The organism is Streptomyces nogalater, from assembly GCF_039532885.1.
In the GTDB taxonomy this organism is placed as follows: domain Bacteria; phylum Actinomycetota; class Actinomycetes; order Streptomycetales; family Streptomycetaceae; genus Streptomyces; species Streptomyces nogalater.
This window is the reverse complement of the sequence record NZ_BAAASM010000002.1, coordinates 334,878-353,832: the sequence shown is the minus strand read 5'-3', so window position 1 is coordinate 353,832 and position 18,955 is coordinate 334,878. Positions and strand designations below refer to the sequence as shown.

General features: G+C 74.7%; 12 protein-coding genes. 7 read left to right on the top strand and 5 right to left on the bottom strand.

The features are described from left to right. Positions 1–401: 401 nt before the first annotated feature. Positions 402–842: an SRPBCC family protein gene (locus ABD350_RS03525; protein ID WP_344346179.1), complete on the bottom strand. Its 441-nt coding sequence runs from the start codon at positions 840–842 to the stop codon at positions 402–404. Positions 843–897: 55 nt separating this feature from the next. Next, positions 898–1,665 (bottom strand): polysaccharide deacetylase family protein, encoded by a 768-nt coding sequence (locus tag ABD350_RS03520; RefSeq protein WP_344346413.1) that lies wholly within the window; start codon positions 1,663–1,665, stop codon positions 898–900. Positions 1,666–1,833: 168 nt separating this feature from the next. On the opposite strand from ABD350_RS03520, the gene ABD350_RS03515 reads away from it, so the two are divergent. Genes ABD350_RS03515 through ABD350_RS03495 form a run of 5 tightly spaced genes read left to right on the top strand, consistent with a single transcriptional unit; the run spans position 1,834 to position 10,559 of the window. After that, positions 1,834–3,525 carry a trypsin-like serine peptidase gene (locus tag ABD350_RS03515; protein ID WP_344346178.1) on the top strand — a complete coding sequence of 564 codons (1,692 nt, stop codon included), beginning with the start codon at positions 1,834–1,836 and terminating at the stop codon, positions 3,523–3,525. Then, positions 3,519–5,846, top strand: a complete 2,328-nt coding sequence (locus ABD350_RS03510) for a serine/threonine-protein kinase (protein ID WP_344346177.1) — start codon at positions 3,519–3,521, stop codon at positions 5,844–5,846. The genes ABD350_RS03515 and ABD350_RS03510 overlap by 7 nt, the downstream gene beginning before the upstream one ends. A 29-nt stretch (positions 5,847–5,875) precedes the next feature. Then, complete coding sequence (locus ABD350_RS03505) at positions 5,876–7,987, top strand: VWA domain-containing protein (RefSeq protein ID WP_344346176.1); 2,112 nt, start codon at positions 5,876–5,878, stop codon at positions 7,985–7,987. Then, positions 7,984–9,255 carry a hypothetical protein gene (locus tag ABD350_RS03500; protein ID WP_344346175.1) on the top strand — a complete coding sequence of 424 codons (1,272 nt, stop codon included), beginning with the start codon at positions 7,984–7,986 and terminating at the stop codon, positions 9,253–9,255. The genes ABD350_RS03505 and ABD350_RS03500 overlap by 4 nt, the downstream gene beginning before the upstream one ends. Continuing rightward, a complete protein-coding gene (locus ABD350_RS03495; RefSeq protein ID WP_344346174.1) occupies positions 9,252–10,559 on the top strand; it encodes an ABC transporter substrate-binding protein in 1,308 nt (435 codons plus the stop codon). Before ABD350_RS03500 ends, ABD350_RS03495 begins: the two co-directional genes overlap by 4 nt. A gap of 121 nt (positions 10,560–10,680) precedes the next feature. Here the strand turns inward: ABD350_RS03495 and ABD350_RS03490 are convergent, their stop codons facing one another. From ABD350_RS03490 to ABD350_RS03480, 3 genes are all read right to left on the bottom strand, one after another. Then, positions 10,681–11,472: a S1 family peptidase gene (locus tag ABD350_RS03490; RefSeq protein WP_344346172.1), complete on the bottom strand. Its 792-nt coding sequence runs from the start codon at positions 11,470–11,472 to the stop codon at positions 10,681–10,683. Between the two features lie 213 nt (positions 11,473–11,685). Next, a complete protein-coding gene (locus ABD350_RS03485) occupies positions 11,686–14,505 on the bottom strand; it encodes an ATP-binding protein (RefSeq protein WP_344346171.1) in 2,820 nt (939 codons plus the stop codon). 153 nt (positions 14,506–14,658) lie between these two features. Beyond that, on the bottom strand, positions 14,659–15,489 hold the full coding sequence (locus ABD350_RS03480; protein ID WP_344346170.1) for a response regulator transcription factor: 831 nt from the start codon (positions 15,487–15,489) through the stop codon (positions 14,659–14,661). 113 nt (positions 15,490–15,602) lie between these two features. On the opposite strand from ABD350_RS03480, the gene ABD350_RS03475 reads away from it, so the two are divergent. Both ABD350_RS03475 and ABD350_RS03470 read left to right on the top strand, forming a co-directional pair. Then, positions 15,603–17,273, top strand: coding sequence for an AMP-binding protein (locus ABD350_RS03475; RefSeq protein ID WP_344346169.1), 1,671 nt, complete (start codon positions 15,603–15,605; stop codon positions 17,271–17,273). After that, positions 17,270–18,895 carry an AMP-binding protein gene (locus tag ABD350_RS03470; protein ID WP_344346168.1) on the top strand — a complete coding sequence of 542 codons (1,626 nt, stop codon included), beginning with the start codon at positions 17,270–17,272 and terminating at the stop codon, positions 18,893–18,895. The genes ABD350_RS03475 and ABD350_RS03470 overlap by 4 nt, the downstream gene beginning before the upstream one ends. Positions 18,896–18,955: the final 60 nt, after the last annotated feature.

The following is an 18,955-nucleotide window of genomic DNA, read 5'->3' as shown; positions in this document are numbered from 1 at the left end:
GGCTCGCCGACGGCCGCGGTCTTTGTGGCTGGGGTCGGTTTCGTGGGAGCGGATGGGACCGCTGTCGAGTGGCGTTTCCGCCCGCGTGGTTCGCCGACGGCCGCGGTCTTTGTGGCTGGGGTCGGTTTCGTGGGAGCGGATGGGGCCGCTGTCGAGTGGCGTTTCCGCCCGCGTGGTTCGCCGACGGCCGCGGTCTTTGTGGCTGGGGTCGGTTTCGTGGGAGCGGATGGGACCACCCCCGAGCGGCGTTCCCGCCCGCGCGGTTTCCCGAAGGCCCCGGTCCCTGCGGCTTGGGCGCGCTTGGTAGAAGCGGACGAGACCGCCCCCGAGCGGCGCTCCCGCGCCCGGAACTCACCGAGGCCGGTGCCGGCTGCCGTCCCTGCCGGCTCCCGGCCGCCGGTTCAGGACCGGCCGAGCAGCCGGTCGGCGGCCCGGCCGAACATGAGGCGGGAAGCCCGTTCCAGTACGCCGTCGAAGACCCCCGGCAGGAAGCGGACCCGCAGTTCCTCCCGCCACACCACCCGGCTGCCGCCCCCGGGGCCGGGCCGGACCTCGATTTCCGCCCAGCCCAGGACCACCCGGCCCCGCTTCTCCAGCCGGCACACCCCGCCCGCATCCCCGGCCGGCGGGCGCCAGACCGTCACCTCCATGACGTCGTCCACGACGAACGGGCCGAGCCCGGACCGGGCGACGAACCGCGTGCCCTCGTGGTTCGGCGGGGGCGTGAGCACCCTGATCCGGGTCAGCGGGACCGCCTCGGCGTGGCGCGGCCACGTGGTGAGCCGGCGCCAGGCCTCGTCCGGCGGGAGGGGCGCCGTACGCGTGAGGGAGAAGGGGGGCACGGCACGATCGTAGGCACCGCCGGTCCGCCGCGCCGCGGCACGTGCGCCGCCGGGGCTACGGGCGGTACACCTTGCCCGGCTCCGCCTTTCCGGGTGCCAGCAGCTGGGGGACCGTCACGAAGACGTAGCCGCGCTCCTTCAACGCGTCGATGATGCCGGGCACGGCCGGCACGGTCCCCGGGTAGATGTCGTGCAGCAGGATGATCCCGTCCCGGGACGACTGCTCCAGCACGCGCTTGGTGATGAGCGCCGAGTCGTTGGTCGTGTAGTCCTTGGCGGTCACGCTCCACAGCACCTCCGCCAGGCCCAGCTCCTTGCAGATCTCGTGCACGTTGGAGTCGGTGCGGCCCTGCGGCGGGCGCATCAGGGTCGGCTTGTGCCCGGTGAGCTTCTCGATCGCCTCGTTGGGCCGGTTCAGCTCCTCGCGTATCTCCTTGTCGGATATCTTGGTGAGGATCTTGTGGTCCCAGGTGTGGCTGGCGACCTCGTGGCCCTCCGCCGCCATCCGCTTGACCAGCTCCGGGTACTTCTCGATGTGCCGCTTGCCGAGCAGGAAGAAGGTGGCCGGCACCTTCTTCTCCTTGAGGATGTCGAGCAGCCGCGCCGAGTTCTCGCTGGGTCCGGCGTCGAAGGTGAGCGCGATGCACTTGGCCTTGCGGCAGTCGACGCTGCCGAACTTGGCCGGCGCGCCATGTGCCGCCTCGGCGCGGACGGTGCTCGGGGCGGTCGTGTCGACCTGGGCGCAGCCGGCCAGCGCCAGGCCGGCCGCGGCCGCCGCGGCGGCGAGGGCCCGGCGACGCAACCTCCGGCCCGTTCCGTGCATCTTCCTGGGCGCGTGCGGCGGCGTGACGGTCGTGTCGGTCAAGAGAGGCATGCCGGGACTATACACCGCGTGTATAGTGCACCTGTTCGAGCCCCTCGGGTGATACCGGGCGAAGACCCTGTGCACACCAGTGGTACCGACCGGGTACTCCGAGTAACCTCGGGGAGCATGACGCGCACGGGGGAGCGAGTCGGCACGGCACGGTTACGGACACCCGCCTGGATCGCGCGCATCGAGACGCCCGACGGGCGGGTCCTCGGCGCGGGAGTGCTGCTCGCCCCCGCACGCGTCCTCACCGCCGGCCACGTCGTCCGCCCCGGCCATCACTACACCGTCCGCCTGGTCGGCGTACCCGGACTGGGCCCCGTCACCGCCACCGTCCGCCCCGACGAGCACGTGCCCCAGCGCGAGGACACCTTCGGCGACCGCAGCGGCGACCTCGCCCTGCTGCGCCTGGCCACGCCGCTGCCCGCCGAACACACCACCCGCCTCCACCGCCTCGCCGCCCCGCACGGACCCGTCAGCATGTACGGCTTCCCGCACGGCGACGACGGCGGGCGCTGGCACGGCGCCACCCTGGTCGCCGCCCGCGGCCGCGACAGCCAGGTGCAACTGCGCCCCCTCACCCCCGGCGAACTGGCCGCCCCCGGCTTCAGCGGCGGCGGAGTCGTCGACCACGCCACCGACCGCGTCATCGGCATCGTCCTCAGCGTCGACAGGGGACCGGGCTCCGCCTTCAGCTACATGAGCCCCACCGAGACCATCCTCAGCCACCTGCCCCAGGCCGCCGCCTGGTCCGACGGCGCCGAGGCCGTCGACCCCCGGCTGCGCACCGGCACCGGCCCCGCCGCCGGCCGGCTCGACGTGCCCTTCGCCACCGAACTCGCCCGCTGGTTCCGCGGCGAGGGCTGGCCGGTGCTCGTCACCGTCGTCCCCGCCGCCGGCGACCGCGCCTTCACCCTCCAGCGCGCCGTCACCCTCGCCGACCGCGAACTGCGCACCCACCGCAACACCAGCGCCGCCGGCCACGACCCGCCCGAGACCGTGCCGCCCCCCGGCGCCCACGACCTCGCCCTGGAGGTCGGGGAACTGACCACCGCCGAGGTCATGGACCGGATCGCCGCACGCCTCGGCATTCGCGACGACCCCCGTCCGGAACGGCTCGGCACCCTGCGCCTGCCGCTCGCCGCCGTACTGGCCGGCGTGGACGAGGCGGCCGAACCCGACGCGCTCCTCGGCCTGCTGGACCGGCTCGCCCGGCAGGGCGCCCGGCTGCTGCTGGCCTTCCGCGCCCCCGGCGAGCGCGCCGCCCGGGCCGCCGAACTGCTCGTGCACCGCCCGCTGCGCGACCGCTGGGCCCGGCTGCACACCGAGCTCGACCGCATCACCGAGGAACTGGGACCGGCCCTCGACACCCGCCGGGACCGTATCCTGCCCGGCCCCGGCACCCGTCCGCTGCTCGACCGCGCCGAGGCCGGCGTACGGCGCACCCGGATGCTGCGCGCCTGGGTCGCCCACACCCCCGACCCGGAGCGCGATCCCACCGCCGCCGCCCTGCTGTTCACCTTCGAGGACGCCGTCGCCCGCCGCCGGCGGCGCCTGGAGAACGCCATCGGCCTGCTGGACGCCCGGCTGCGCCGCCGCGCCGAACTCCTCGGCCGCGTCGGCGCCGAATGGCCGCTGTGCCGGCAGCGGGCCGCCGCGGACGGCGACCGGGTCATCACGGCGTACCGGCTCTACGAGGAGGCGCTGTCGCTGCTGCGGCAGACCCCCTGCGACATGGAGCGGGCCGAGACCGCCGTCGAGCGGTTCGTCGGCTTCTGCTCCACCACCGCACCCAAGGAGGAGGGCGCGTGGTGACTTCGTGCGTCCGGCCCGGCTGCGCGGGCCGCATCATGGCCACCGGCTACTGCGACACCTGCGGCCACCGGCACGCCGAGCCCCGCACCGAACCGCACCCCGGCCCCCGTACCGGACCGCACCCCGGCCCTCGTGCCGAACCGCGCCTCGGGTCCCTTGCCGGACCGCGCGGGCGGTCCCCGGGCGCGACCGCCGCCGAGGAGCCGCCCGGACCGGCGGCCGTGCACGCCGTCGCCGGACTCGGCGAACTCGACCAGCACGGACTGGTCGTCCTGCCCGAGGTCCCCGCCCCCGACGACGTCCTCCTCACCGACCCCCGCCCGCCCACCGGGGGCCGCCGCTGCGGCGCCGGCGGCTGCACCATGACCATCGGCGTCGGCTACGGCGGCCAGCCCGCCCGCGCCACCGGCCGCTGCCCCCGTTGCGGCACGCCCTACTCGCTGCTGCCCCAGCTCGCCCCCGGCGACATCGTCGCCGACCACTACAAGGTGCTCGGCTGCCTCGCCCACGGCGGCCTCGGCTGGATCCACCTCGCCGAGGACACCCGCGCCGACGGCCACCGCGTCGTCCTCAAGGGCCAGATCAACGTCCACGACGTCCTCGCCCGCCACAGCGCCGTCGAGGAACGCCGCTCCCTGACCGCCCTGCACCACCCCGACATCGTCCGCATCGTCACCTACGCCGAACACCGGAGCGCCGGCCACCCCGCCACCGGCTACCTCGTCATGGACTACATCGGCGGACGCTCCCTGCAACAGCTCATGGACGCCGACGACATCGAACGGATCTTCCACGGCCGGCCCCGCCTCGACCACGTCCTCACCTACGGCTGCAAGATCCTCGGCGCCCTCCAGTACATGCACGAACGCGGCCTGCTCTACTGCGACATGAAGCCCGCCAACGTCATCCACTTCGGCCGGGCCGTCAAGGTCGTCGACCTCGGCGCCGTCCGCGCCGTCGGCGACCTCGCCTCCGCCTACGTCTACACGCCCGGTTTCGCCCCGCCCAAGGACGAGATCGACCGCCGCGGCTGGCACGTCGACAGCGACCTCTACACCGTCGGCACGACCCTCCAGGCACTGGCCCGCGGCACCGAACCCGCCCGCGGCCTCGCCGCCGACTCCTTCCGCCGCCTCGTCGCCCGCGCCACCCACGCCGAACCCCGCGCCCGGTTCCACTCCGCCGCCGAGATGTCCCGCCAGCTCTGGGAGGTACTGCGCGAATTCCGCGCGCTCCGGTTCGGCGAGCAACTGCCGGAGAGCTCCACCCGGTTCCGCCCGTCGGGCGCCGGCCTCGACGCCGGACTCGGCGCGATCCCCGCCCTCGGCCACTGGACCCGCCGCACCGGCGACCGGCCCGCCGGCCTGGACGCCTCCCCGCCCCACCCCGCCGAGGTGGCCGGGGCCCTGCCCGAGCCCGTACCCGACCCCGAGGACGGCGCCGCCCTGCTGCTCGACTCCTTCCCGCCCGACGCCCCCGACCGGGTCGCCCGGCAGTGGCCCCGCGAATCCCGCCTCGGCACCCCCGAGACCGCGTTGTGGCTGTGCCGCGCCTACCTGGGAAAGGGCGAGCAGCGAGCGGCCGAGAGCTGGCTCGCCGAGGCCGAGACCCAGCTCGGCGAACGTGCCGCCGCCCACGACTGGCGCATCGCCTGGCACCACGGCGTACTGCACCTCAGCAAGGGCGAGGTGGGGTACGCCGGCACCCGCTTCGACGCCGTCTACCAGGCGCTGCCCGGCGAGTACGTCCCCAAGCTCGCCCTCGGCTACTGCGCCGAACACACCGGCGGCACCCACCCGGACCGCGCCATGCGGTATTACGAGGCCGTCTGGAAACGGGACTTCGCGCACGCCGCCGCCGCGTTCGGCCTGGCCCGCGGCCACCTCGCGGCCGGCGACCGGGACGCCGCCGTACGCGTCCTCGACGAGATCCCCGCCACCTCCCGGCACCACGACGCCGCCCGTGTCGCGGCCGTCCGTATCCGCGCCGGCATCCTGCACGGCACGCCGCCCACCCCGGCCGGCCTGCGCGACGCCGCGCGGCGGCTGCCCGGACTGCGCCTGGACGGCGGCGCCGCGGACGGCGAGTCCCGGGCCCGGCTGGTCGCCGAGGTCCGCGAGAACGCCCTGTACAGCCGCCCCGCCCAGGGCTGGGGACCGGACTTCCCCGCCGGGGACCTCCTGGGCGAGGGGGACGAGGACGGGCTGCGCACCCGGCTGGAGCAGTCCTTCCGGCAACTCGCCGCGCAGGCCCGCACCGCGGGGGAGCACGGCCGGCTGCTCGACCTGGCCCACGCCGTGCGGCCCGTGACCACCTTCTGAACCGCCCACCAGCTCCGGGGAGAACAGCGATGACCGTGGCCGAGGAGACCGAGGTGACGCTGGAGGTCGGCCAGCGGACGGAGCTGCCCGCCCTGCCCGACCCGGCCGGGCACCCTTCCGAACGCGAGATGCACGCCATCCTGGAGATCGCGGTCCACGGCCCGTCCGGCGCGCCGCACGCCACCCCCGCGCCCGGCACCGGACCCGCCCTCGCCGAAGTGCTGATCGTCGACACCTCCCGCTCGATGCTCCACCCGCCGGCGAAACTCCACGCGGCCAAGGACGCCACCGCCGCCGCCGTCCGGATGCTGCCCTTCGGCACCGCCTTCGCCGTCCTGTCCGGACGGTTCGACGCCACCGTGGTGCACCCCGGGCCCGGCCGCCAGGTACTCGCCGTCGCCCGGCCCGGCGAACGCGAGGCCGCCGAACGCGCGGTCCGCATCCTGGACGCGGACGGCGGCACCGCCATCGGCGCCTGGCTCGACCTCGCCCGCCGGCTGCTCAAGGACCAGCCGGCGCCCGTCAAACACGTCCTGCTGCTCACCGACGGCCGCAACGAGCACGACCACCGCTCCGGCCGGCCGCTGGAGACCGTGCTCGACGCCTGCGCGGGCCGGTTCGTCTGCGACGCCTGGGGCATCGGCGACGACTGGGACGCCGAACTGCTGCTGACCATCACCCGGCGGCTGCACGGCCGCGCCCGGGCCGTCCGCCGCGAGGCGGAACTGACGGCCGCGTACGAGGAACTGATCGCCGGACTGCTCGGCACGGCGGTGCCCGAGCTGCGCATCCGGCTCACCCCCACCACCCCCGGCACGGTGATCCGCCAGGTCAAACAGGTGGTACCGAACGAACAGGAGCTGCAACCCGTCCCCGTCGGCGCCGGTGGTCGCGCCGCGGAGTACGTCACCCGGGCCTGGGGCGACGAGGTACGGCACTTCCAGGTCGTCCTGACCGCCGACCCCACCGGCCGGGAGAGCGGCGAGGAACTCCAGCTGGCCGCCGTGGAGATCGTCGTACCCGGCGTCCGGCGCGCGCTGCGGCTGCCGCCGCCCCGGCCCATCCTGGTGCGCTGGACCGACGATCCGCTCGACGCCTCCCGGCGGCATCCCGGGGTCCGCCGGCACGAGCTGTACCAGCGGGCGAGCGCCGCCGTCGCCCAGGCGTACCGGGCCTGGCTGCGCGGCGCGGAGGGCCGGGAGACGGCGGACCGCGAACTCGCCCGCGCCCTCGCCCTGGCCGCCGAGCTGGGCGACGCCCAACTGCTCGGCGCCCTCCGCCTCATCGAGTCCGCCCCGGGCGCCGCCCGCATCCGCCCCGGCCTGAAGGACGTCGACTGGCAACACCTCATCCTCTCCAGCGCCCTGACGACCCCTCCACGCCAGCCTTCGGGAGCGGAGGGCAGGGGGGCCGCGGGTGCGGGTGCGGGGCGAGAGGGTGCCGGTGCGGCGAGAAGGCCGGCGGGAGGCGGGGCAGGGCGGCCGGGACCGCCGGGAACCGGTGCTCCCGGGAGCCCTGACGGCGGCGGCGCGGTCAGGGCCGCCGAGGGGGTGGGCGGCGGCTCGGGTCCGGATGGTCCGGGTCGTGCGGGCCCGGGCGAGTTGGGTCCGCATGGTGCGGGTTCGAGCGACGTGGGTCCGGGTGGTGCGGGGCCGGTCGGTACGAGTCAGGGTGGTGCGGGGTTGGTCGACGCGGGCCCGGGCGGCGCGGAGCCGGCCGGTACGGGTCCGCGCGGCGCGGGTCCGGCCGACGCGGCCCCGGGCGGCCCCGGCCCGGACCCTGCGGCTCCGGACCCTGCGGCGCAGAACGACGCGGCATACAACGATGTGGCGCGGAACCACGCGGCACACAACGACGCGGCACACAACGACGCGGCGCGGGACCATGTGCCCCCGGGCGGCGCGGGGCCAGGAGGCGTGGGCGCGGGCTGGGCCGGAACGCCCGGTGCGCCGGGGCAGGGGCCGGGAGCCGTCGGGGGCGCCGGGGGCGGTTCCGTGCCCCCGCCGGGCGCAGTCGGCCCCGCCCTGCCCGTCCGGCCGGACGGACTGGTCGAGTGCCCGGACTGCCGCTGGCTCGGCCCGGCCGACTCCGTCTACTGCGGAGGCGACTGCGGGCGGCTGCTGAGAGGAGCGTCGGCATGAACCCGGGAAACGCGGGGACACCCGGCGCGGGCGCGGGCCGGGGCCTGCCGCCGGATCCCGGCGCCGGCGGCGGCACGCCTGCCGGTTCCGGCGCCGGACGGAGCGTGCCTGCCGGTTCGGGTGCCGGGCGCGGTACGGCTCCGGGCACGGGCGCCGGTACACCCGCCCGCCCACCGTCCGCACCGTCCCCCGCCTCCCCGCAGTCCTCGTACTCCCCGCGGTCCCGGCGGTCCTCCGCGTCACCGCCGCCCCGCTCCACCGACCGCCGTACGGCCGGCCGATGGGCCCGTGCTCTCGGCCGGTTCGTCTCCCGGTGGGTCTCGTGGGTCACCGGCGTCGGCTCCGGGCCCCCCGACGGCGGCAGCACCACCGCGCGCGACCTGGCCGTCCGTCACCGTCTCCTGCTGGCCCTGTCCGCCCTGCTCACCCTGTCGCTGTTCGTGTCGTACCAGGGTGTGCACGACGACGCGGACCCGCTGCGCACCTCCACCGCACCCGCCGTACTGTCCCTCGACACCGCGCTGTACGCGCTCGGCCAGGCCCAGCGGGACGCCGCCCAGCCGGCCCCGACGAGCGACTTCCAGAAGCAGATCTCGGTCGCCGTGCAGAGTCTCGCCGCCGCCGCGGCCGACGACGACCTCGGCCGGCCCGCGGGCCGGCAGGCCCTGCAGACGGTGGCCGGTCTGATCACCGTCTACGCCGTCAAGGTCCAGCAGTCCCAACTCCAGCCGGACGGCAGCGTGTTGCGCGAGGCGTACTTCAGCTACGCCACCAGCGTCCTGACGGAGGAGGGCGCCGGCATACAGGACCGGCTGAGGGCCCTGCAGCGGCAGCAGCGCGCCGCCGTGCACCGGCAGACTGCCTTCGGCCCGCTGCTGTGGCTCGCCTGGAGCGTCACCCTGCTGCTCGCCCTCGCCCTGATCGCGGCGCTGCTGGAGACCCAGCGCTTTCTGCGCCACCGGTTCCGGCGCCGCTACAACCGGCAACTCATCGCCGCCGGACTGCTGTCGCTCGCCGGTGTCGCCGTCACCGTGCTGTTCACCGTGTGGACGCAAGCGGGGATGAGCGACACCCGTACCCTGCTCGACCGCCCGCTGCCCGGGCGGCTCATCCCCGACGCGGGGCGGCACACCGCCTCGTACCTGGCCGGCACCGGCTTCCGCGCGGCGGCGGCGGTGTGGATCCTGATAGGAGGCGTCCTGGTGATGGCACTGGCCGAGACGGGCCTGCGGCGGCACATCAACGACTACCGGTTCAGGCCCCGGTGAGCGCGCACCCCGGCGGCCCGGCGACGGCCGCCCCCGGCCCCCGGCACGGCCGCCGCCGTATGGTGCGCACCGTCACCGTGGTGGCGAGCTGCCTGGCCGTCCTGGCGGCGGCCGTCGTGGTGGGCGTACGCGCCCTCGGGCGCGAGCCGGCCGTGACCCTGCTGGCCAACTGGACCGGCGGCGACGAGCGGCACTTCCGCGAGGCGGTCATCGAGCCGTTCGAGCGGAAGTACGGCGTCCGCGTCGACTACCAGGGCAGCAACGCCGAGAGCCAGGTGCTCGGCGCCGATGTCGAGGCCGGCACCCCGCCCGACGTGGTGGTGCTCACCGGGCCCGGTGAACTCGCCGAGTACGCCCGGCTGAAGCACCTCGTGCCGCTCGACGACCTGGTGCGCCGCGAGGACTTCGGTCCGTCCTGGTCCACCCCGCTGGCGGACGGGCACGTGTACTGGTTTCCGCTGAAGGCGGACGTGAAGAGCATCGTCTGGTATCCGGCCGGCCTCGGCGAACGGGAGTTGAGGCAGGCCGCGCGTCGGCCGGACGCGTGGTGCGTCGGCATGGGCTCGGGCGCCACGAGCGGCTGGCCCGGCACCGACTGGATCGAGGACATCCTGCTCCAGCGCCACGGCCCCGCCGTCTACGAACGCTGGGCGCGCGGCGACCTGTCCTGGCGGTCCCCGCAGGTGCGGTCGGCCTGGACGGCCTGGCGCGACCTGGTCGGCGCCGGCGGCGACCCGGATCTGGTCCGGCGGGCCCTGAAGACCCCGTACCAGTCGGCGTCGGATCCGGTCACCGCACACCCGCGCGGCTGCACGCTGGAGCACCAGGCGTCGTTTATCCGCGATCGGCCCGCCTGGCGGCAGGCCGACGGCCGTTACATCTCCTCCGCCGAGCTGATTCTCGGCGCGTCCGCCCCGCGCGCCTGGGAGGTCTCCGGGGACCTCGTCACCCTGCTGCACGACACTCCCCAGGCGCGAAAACTGATCCGCTACCTGGCCTCGGCCGACGCCCAACGGGCCTGGGCCGAGGGGGAGTCCGGGTTCTCCGTGCACGCCGGCCTGCCGCCGGCCGCCGACGGCTCCGGCTGGCACCGCTCCCTCGCCCGCGCCCTGCGCGACGAGCGGACGGCGCACTGCTTCGACGCCTCCGATGCCATGCCGCCCGCGGTCCGTGACGCCTTCGCCGAGGCGGCCATCGAATTCCTCGCCCACCCGGGCCGCCTGGACCGGCTGCTGCGCTCCCTGGACGCCCTCGGCCGCACCCGGGGCCTGACCTGGCTGCCGTCGGTGTGCGACCGGACGTAGCGGGCCCGCGCGCGGGGCCAGGGGAGGGCCGGGCATTGGAGAGGGGGCGTTGCGGGCCGCTCGTGGTGGCCCGCAACGCCCCCCGGTACATACCCGAGGGATACTCGGGAAATCTTCCGGGCTACGAGTTGACCTGCGCGGTCACCTGGTTCGAGAAGGTGGTCAGCCGGGTGTAGACACCCGGGTAACCGGCCTCCGCGCACCCCTCGCCCCAGGAAGTGATCCCTGCCAGGACGCCCCCGATGAGCAGGGGACCGCCGCTGTCGCCCTGGCAGGTGTCCACGCCGCCGGAGGAGTATCCGGCGCACACCATGTCGGACTGGACGAAGTCCGAACCGTAGGAGGAACGGCAGCTGGTGTCGGACACGACGGGCACGGTCGCGGTCCGCAGCTGGTTGGAGGAGCTGCCGTTCTCCGAGGTGGTCCCCCAGCCGAGGATCCGGGCCGAGGTGCCGGCCGCGTAGACACTCGTCTGCGAGGAGGTGACGTACTTGGCCGTGGTGTACGGCATCGACGTCGACAGGGTCAGCACGGCCACGTCGTCGCCGTTGGTGGCGTCCGTGTAGTCCGGGTTGATCCAGATCCTGCTGACCCGGCTCACCGTGCCGTTGGTGCCGTTGAGGTAGGTCCGGCCCCCGACCACGCGGACGCTGCTCGTGGTCTCGCCGACCATGCAGTGCGCGGCGGTGACGACCTTGGTGGGGGACACCAGGGTGCCGCCGCAGAACTGGTTCTGGGACGCGTCCGTGATCTGCATCATGAACGGGTACGCGGTCGTCGTGGTGGTCGTACCGCCGACGATGGGCTGGGGTGCGGCGCTCGCCGTGGGGGAGGCGAGCAGTGCGGTCGCCGCGGCGGCGGCGGTGGCCACCAGGGTCGCGGCGGTCTTTCTCACACGTCTGTGCCCGAACATGAGTCTCCTCAGTGGGGGTTGCACCGGTGGGGGGTCGCGCGGGTGTCGGTGGGCGGTGTGCACGGGGAGGTCGCAGGACCGACCCCGTGTGCCCGGGCGAGCGGCACGCCCTTTACGCTAGGACCCGGGACCCACGGCCCCCAATGAGGGAACCCCCTAAGGGGGCTGGGTGAGGGAAAACCCTCGGTCCGGTTCAGTTAACTAGGGCCGTGCTCAGCGCGCCCGCCGAGCCGCCGCCAATCGGACGATGTCGACCCGCGACCGGATCCCCAGCTTGCGGTAGACCCGGGTCAGGGTCGCCTCCACCGTCTTCACGCTGATGAACAGCCGGGCCGCGATCTCCCGGTTGGTGGCCCCCTCCATGACCAGCGCGGCGACCTGACGCTCCATCGCGGCCAGCACCTCCAGCGCGGCCGGCGCCTCCGGCCGGTCCGGCACCGGTTGCGGCTCGGGGGCGGCGAGCGCGTCCTCCACCTGGCGCAGCCAGGGCAGCGCCCGGCAGCGCCGGAACATCCGGGCGGCCTCGTCGGAGGCCGCCGTGCCGGAGCCCCGGCCGCGCAGCCGGGCCAGCGCGAACGCGGCCCGCGCCTCCTCCAGTCCGTAGCCGAGCTTGCCGAGCCGGTCCTGAGCGGACGTCAGCTGGGCGAGGGCGGCCTCCCGGTCGCCCCGGGCGGCACGCACCAGCGCCTCGGACCGGTCCAGCACGGCGAGCACGCTCTCCCGGCCGAGCCTGAGCGCGTGCTCCCGGCTCACGTCGATGACGTCCTGTGCCTCGGTCACCTCGCCGGTGCGCACCAGCGCCTCGGCCAGATCCCCCTGCCAGCGGCCCCGGGCCGGGTCGGTGATGCCGAGCCCCAGCTCCAGGCTGCGCACCCGGCGCAGCGCACGCACGGTGCCCGCCGGGTCCCCGGCCACCAGCTGGGCGTACCCGAGGGCGCCCAGCGCCCGGGAGAGGTACATCTGGTCGCCGTCCTCCTCGGCGTGCTGCACCGCCTCCCGGGCCAGCGCCAGCGCCCGGTCGACATCGCCGCCGGAGGCCTCCGCGAGCGAGGTGAGCATCGCCGAGGCGGTCTCGCCGATGCCCGAGTCCCGGGCCAGCCGCAGGCCGTCGCGGGCCAGGTCCAGGGCGCGCCCGCAGTGCCCGGCGCGCAGTTCGGTCTCGGCGAGGCCGCGCAGGAAGTGCACCTCGCTCTCCACCGAGCCGCGCCGGCGGACCTCGCGCAGCAGCGCGGTGACGGTGGTCCGGGCCTCGGCCAGCTGGTCGCCCATGACCAGCCAGCGGAACCGGGCGCTGCCCGCGCCGTTGTGATGGCAGGCCACCCGGGGGTCCTGGGGCTCCCGCAGGGCGCGTTTGATGGTGCGCGGTGCCTCCGGATGGCCCATCAGGGTCTCGGTCTGCGCCTGGAAGGCGAGGGCGAGCAGTTCGGTGCGCCGGTCCTGGCCGCGCGCGGCCAGCTCGGCGGCGTGCGCGGCGGCCTGCCGGGCCTCGGTGAAGTCGCCCTCCACGATCAGCGCCCGCCAGGCCAGCTGGTAGTGGACCAGGGCCAGCAGCCGGGGGTCGTCGCCGGCGTCGGCGAGGGCCTGCGGGAAGACGGCGTCGACCTCGGCCATGGTGTGGCCGGCGGTGTCGATGACGATGATCCAGGCCCGTACCCGGTCGGCGGGCACACTCGTCCGGGTGAGCACCTCCCGGGCGATGTCCCGGGCCAGGTCGACCTCCCCGGCGGTGATCGCGTCCTCGGCGGCGGCGAGCCGGCGCTCCTCCGGGCCCGGGCTGCCGTCGGCGGGGGTGTGCCGGGCGGCGAGCAGCCCGAGCTGGGCGGCGACCGAGGGCGCCCCGCGGTCCCGGGCGAGGGCGGCGGCCTCGGCGAGCCGGGCGGCGACCTCCGGGTCCGTGCCGGTGGTGGCCAGCGCCAGGTGCCGGGCCCGTTCTATCGGGTCGGAGGCGGCGGTGGACAGTGCCGCGTGCGCCGCCCGCCGCTCGTGCGCGGGCGCCTCCGCGTACAGCGCGGCGGAGATCAGCGGGTGCGCGAACCGTACGGCGGGGGCGTCGGGTTCGGTGGCCAGCAGCCCGAGTTCGGCGGCCTGGGCGCACTCGGCCTCGGCGTTCTCCCGGCCGGCCGCGTGCAGCAGGGCCGGGGTGGGGCGGGCGCCGGCGCTGGCCACCAGCAGGGTGCGGCGGGCCTGGACCGAGAGCATGTCCAGGCGGCTGAGCACCAGGGCGCGCAGCGAGGTCGGCACGGGCAGCGGCTCGCCGGGCCGGGGCGGGGTGGGGCTGTCGGCGAGGGCGCGGCCGAGTTCCAGGGCGAACAGCGGGTTGCCGCCGCTGGTGCGGTGGATCTCGCGGACCGTGGAGCGGGGCAGGCCGCCGTGACCGCGGTGGTCGAGGAGCTGGGCGACCTGGGCGCGGGTGAGTGGGCCGAGCCGGACGGCGAGGGTCCCCGGCGGGCAGGCGCGCAGCTGACGGTCGTACTCCTGGCTCTCCTGGCCCTCCGTGCGCACCGCGCACAGCAGTTGCACCGGCGTGCCCTCCAGGCGCCGGGCGGCGAAGCCGAGGAGTTCGGCGCTGGCCGGGTCCAGCCACTGCAGGTCGTCGGCGACGACCAGCACCGGGCCGTCGGCGGCGAGCGCGCGCAGCGCGGAGAGCACCGCCAGGCGCAGCGCCAGCCCGTCGCGCTGGAGGCTGGACTCGCCGCGGCCGGTGAGCGCCGACTCCAGCGCGGTGCGCTGGGCGGCGGGCAGCCGGGGGGAGACCTCGTCCAGGACCAGGCCGAGCAGATCGGCGAGGGCGAGGAACGGAAGATGGGATTCGGACTCCGTCGCCGAGCACCGCAAGACCGTGCGCGCGCTGGCGCCGTATTCCTCGGCCAATGCCCGTAGGGCGGTGGATTTCCCTATTCCGGCGGGGCCGTGGAGGAGCACACTGCCTCCCGAGGCGAGTTGCCCGCGGGCGTCGGCGAACAGCTCCTCGCGGCCGATGACCAGGTCGGGGCGGCACCTGGCAGACTCCTGGAAGTCCCGTCGCACGGTCACCGCTCCCCTCCTGTGTCGTGTCCGGGCCAAATTCTAGGCAACGATCCCTGAAATTCGGACGGAAGCCGTGGTGAGGGAAATAACAAACGGTCAAGCAGAGGGAAATTCAAAGCGGCACCGGATGAATGGGCAGGTTTCCCAACTGTCTTCGGGCTACGGCAGCAGCCCCGCCCCCCGGGCCGCGCTCACCGCCTCCCCTCGTGTGTGGGCGCCCAGCTTCCGCATCGCCGAACGCAGATAGCTCTTGACCGTCTCCGGGCCGATGCCGAGCCGCTCGGCCACCGCCGCGTTGGTGGCCCCCGCCGCCACCCAGGACAGCACGTCCAGCTCGCGTGGCGCCAGGGCCACGCCCCCGGCTCGTGACGGCGTGGTCAGCAGCCCGCACACGGCGAGCAGTTCGGCCCGCAGCCCCGGGTCGGCGATCCGGGGCGCCAGCGCCCGCAGCGCCGCGTGCGCCTCGCGCACGTGTTCCCAGGCCGCTCCCCGGCCGGCCGTCCCCGGCTCCGGCCGGATGGCGGCCAGCAGCTCCCGCGCCTCGTCCCCCACCACCAGCGCCTGCTCCACATCCCGCGCCGCCGCCACCGCCGCGTCCAGCGTCCGGTCGCCGAGCGGCCGGGCCGAGCGCAGCGCGCCGTAGAGCACCCCGCGCACCCGGCGCCGCACCACCACCGGCACGGCGAGCACCGCGCGGATGCCCTCGGCGGCCACCGGGGCGTCGTACTCGTGGCTGATCTGCCGCGACCGCGCGTAGTCCGGCACCGCGTACGGCCGGGCCAGCGCCACCGCCTTGCCGCCCAGCCCGGTGCCGGAGGTCACCGCGAGCGAGCGCAGCGCCGCCGTGGTCGTGCCGCTCAGCTCGCTGATGCGGATGTGCGGCCGGCCGGACTCGACCAGGCCGCCGAAGGCGACGGGCAGCCCCGTGGCACGCCGCAGCCGGGCCAGCGCGCCGCGTATCTCCGCCGCCGCCACGGCCTCAGATGCCACCTTGACGCTCCTTCGGTGCGGTCCACCCCGTTCGGGGGTAGTGAGACCCGCATCACGGATTAGACGATGCCGGGGAGCCGCCCGGCAATGGTCCGGTACCGAGGAGGACGTGGATGACGGCGACCGAGATGTTCCGCAGGGCCAGGGATTTCCTGCTGGCACACCGCGAGGACTACGCCACCGCCTACGAGGGCTTCCGCTGGCCCCGGCCCGGGCACTTCAACTGGGCGCTGGACTGGTTCGACGTCATCGCCGAGGGCAACGACCGCACGGCGCTGCACATCGTCGAGGAGGACGGCTCCGAGACCCGGCTCTCCTTCGCCGAGCTGTCCGCGCGCTCCAACCGGGTGGCCCGGTGGCTGCGCGAGCGCGGGGTCGCCCCCGAGGACCGGATCCTCGTCATGCTCGGCAACCAGGCCGAGCTGTGGGAGACCGCGCTGGCCGCGATGAAGCTGCGCGCGGTCGTCATCCCGGCCACCCCGCTGCTCGGCCCGGCCGATCTGCGGGACCGGGTGGAGCGGGGCCGGGTGCGGCACGCCATCGTCCGGGCGGAGGACACCGCCAAGTTCGACGGCGTGCCCGGCGGCTACACCCGGATCAGCGTCGGCGGTCTGCCCGAGGAGGGCTGGGAGCCGTACGAGGACGCCTACGCGGCCCCCGCCGACTTCGTCCCGGACGGCCCGACCCTGGCCGACGACCCGCTGATGCTCTACTTCACCTCGGGCACGACCGCCCGCCCCAAGCTGGTCGAGCACACCCACACCTCCTACCCCATCGGTCATCTGTCCACCATGTACTGGATCGGGCTCAAGCCCGGCGACGTCCACCTGAACATCTCCTCGCCCGGCTGGGCCAAGCACGCCTGGTCCAACCTGTTCGCGCCGTGGAACGCGGAGGCGACCGTCTTCGTCGTCAACTACACCCGCTTCGACGCCACCCGGCTGATGGCCGAGATGGACCGCGCCGGCGTCACCACCTTCTGCGCCCCGCCGACGGTGTGGCGGATGCTCATCCAGGCCGACCTCACCCGGCTGGCCAACCCGCCCCGCGAGGCCGTGGCCGCCGGTGAACCGCTCAACCCCGAGGTCATCGAACAGGTCCGGCGCGCCTGGGGGGTGACCATCCGGGACGGCTTCGGCCAGACCGAGACCGCCGTGCAGGTCGCCAACACCCCCGGCCAGCCGCTGAAGACGGGGTCCATGGGCCGGCCCAGCCCCGGGTTCCGGGTGCTGCTGCTGGACCCGGTCTCCGGCGCGCCCGGGGTCACCGAGGGGGAGATCGCCCTCGACCTGGCCGAGCGCCCGGCCGGCCTGATGACCGGCTACCACGGCGACCCGGACCGCACGGCCGAGGCCATGGCGGGCGGCTACTACCGCACCGGGGACATCGCGACCCGGGACGAGGAGGGCTACCTCACCTACATCGGGCGCAGCGACGACGTGTTCAAGTCCTCCGACTACAAGGTGAGCCCGTTCGAGCTGGAGAGCGCGCTGCTGGAGCACGAGGCGGTGGCCGAGGCGGCCGTGGTGCCCGCCCCGGACGAACTGCGGCTCGCCGTGCCGAAGGCGTACATCGTGCTCGCCGAGGGCTGGGAGCCCGGACCCGGCACCGCGAAGATCCTCTTCGAGCACTCCCGTGAGGTGCTCGCCCCCTACAAGCGCATCCGCCGGCTGGAGTTCGGAGCCCTGCCCAAGACCGTCTCCGGCAAGATCCGCCGGATCGAGCTGCGCGAGGCCACGGCCGCGGGTTCCTCCGACGAGTACCGCGAGGAGGACTTCCGGTGACGGTACCGACCCCGTACGACCACGGGCCTCAAGCCTCGTACACCCACGGGACGGGAACCACCCCGCTCCTCGGTGACACCATCGGCGCCAACCTGGACCGGGCCGTCGCGGCCTGGCCGGACCGCGAGGCGCTCGTGGACGTGGAGTCGGGCCGGCGCTGGACCTACGCCGAGTTCGGCGCCGACGTCGACCGGCTGGCGTACGCGCTGCGCGCCAGCGGGGTCGCCAAGGGGGACCGGGTGGGCATCTGGGCGGTCAACCGCCCGGAGTGGATGCTGGTCCAGTACGCCACCGCGCGCCTCGGCGCGATCATGGTGAACATCAACCCGGCGTACCGCACGCACGAGGTCGCCTACGTCCTGGGCCAGGCCGGTGTGTCCTTCCTGTTCGCCTCCCTGAGACACAAGACGAGCGACTACCGCGCGATGGTCGAGGAGGTACGGGCCGGGCTGCCCGGGCTGCGCGAGACGGTCTACTTCGGCGACCCGGGCTGGGAGGCGCTGCTCGCGCGCGCCACCCCCGAGGCCTCGGCGGAGCCGTTCGAGGAACTGTCCTGCGACGACCCCGTCAACATCCAGTACACCTCGGGTACCACGGGGTTCCCCAAGGGGGCCACCCTCTCCCACCACAACATCCTCAACAACGGTTACTTCGTGGGGGAGATGATCGCGTACACCGAACAGGACAGGATCTGCGTCCCGGTTCCCTTCTACCACTGTTTCGGCATGGTCATGGGCAATCTGGCCGCCACCTCCCACGGCGCCTGCGTGGTGATCCCGGCGCCCTCCTTCGACCCGGAGGCCACGCTGGAGGCGGTCCAGCGGGAGCGGTGCACCTCCCTGTACGGCGTTCCGACCATGTTCATCGCGGAGCTGAGCCTGCCCGGCTTCGCGGAGTTCGACCTGTCCTCCCTGCGCACCGGCATCATGGCGGGCTCCCCCTGCCCGGTGGAGGTGATGAAGCGGGTGGTGGCCGAGATGCACATGGAGCAGGTGTCCATCTGCTACGGCATGACGGAGACGTCACCGGTGTCGCTCCAGACGCGGATCGAGGACGACCTGGAGCACCGCACGGCCACCGTCGGCCGGGTCCTGCCCCACCTGGAGGTCAAGATCGTCGACCCCGCCACCGGCGTGACCCGGCCCCGGGGAACGGAAGGGGAGTTGTGCACCCGCGGCTACAGCGTGATGCTCGGCTACTGGAACGAGCCCGGGAAGACCGCCGAGGCGATCGACGCCGGCCGCTGGATGCACACCGGCGACCTCGCGGTGATGCGCGAGGACGGGTACGTCGAGATCGTCGGCCGGATCAAGGACATGATCATCCGGGGCGGCGAGAACATCTACCCGCGCGAGATCGAGGAGTTCCTCTACGCCCACCCCAAGATCCGGGACGTCCAGGTCGTCGGGGTGCCGCACGAGCGGTACGGCGAGGAGGTGCTCGCCTGTGTCATCCCGAGCGATCCCGCGCAGCCGCCCACCCTCCAGGAGCTGCAAGCCTTCTGCGCGGGCCGGCTCGCCCACTACAAGATCCCCAGCCGGCTCCGGCTGCTCGACTCCTTCCCGATGACGGTGTCCGGAAAGGTGCGCAAGGTGGAGCTGCGGGAGGCGTACGGCACCTGAGAGCCCTACCCCTTCCCCTTTTCCGGAGGGCCGCCCGTACCGGTACGGGCGGCCCTCCGG

What these genes read in the sequence shown, in the direction of transcription:
- ABD350_RS03505 (WP_344346176.1), top strand. Translation starts at nt 5,876, where the DNA reads ATGACCGTGGCCGAGGAGACCGAGGTGACGCTGGAGGTCGGCCAGCGG.
- ABD350_RS03475 (WP_344346169.1), top strand. Translation starts at nt 15,603, where the DNA reads ATGACGGCGACCGAGATGTTCCGCAGGGCCAGGGATTTCCTGCTGGCA.
- ABD350_RS03515 (WP_344346178.1), top strand. Translation starts at nt 1,834, where the DNA reads ATGACGCGCACGGGGGAGCGAGTCGGCACGGCACGGTTACGGACACCC.
- ABD350_RS03500 (WP_344346175.1), top strand. Translation starts at nt 7,984, where the DNA reads ATGAACCCGGGAAACGCGGGGACACCCGGCGCGGGCGCGGGCCGGGGC.
- ABD350_RS03520 (WP_344346413.1), bottom strand. Translation starts at nt 1,665, where the DNA reads ATGCACGGAACGGGCCGGAGGTTGCGTCGCCGGGCCCTCGCCGCCGCG.
- ABD350_RS03490 (WP_344346172.1), bottom strand. Translation starts at nt 11,472, where the DNA reads ATGTTCGGGCACAGACGTGTGAGAAAGACCGCCGCGACCCTGGTGGCC.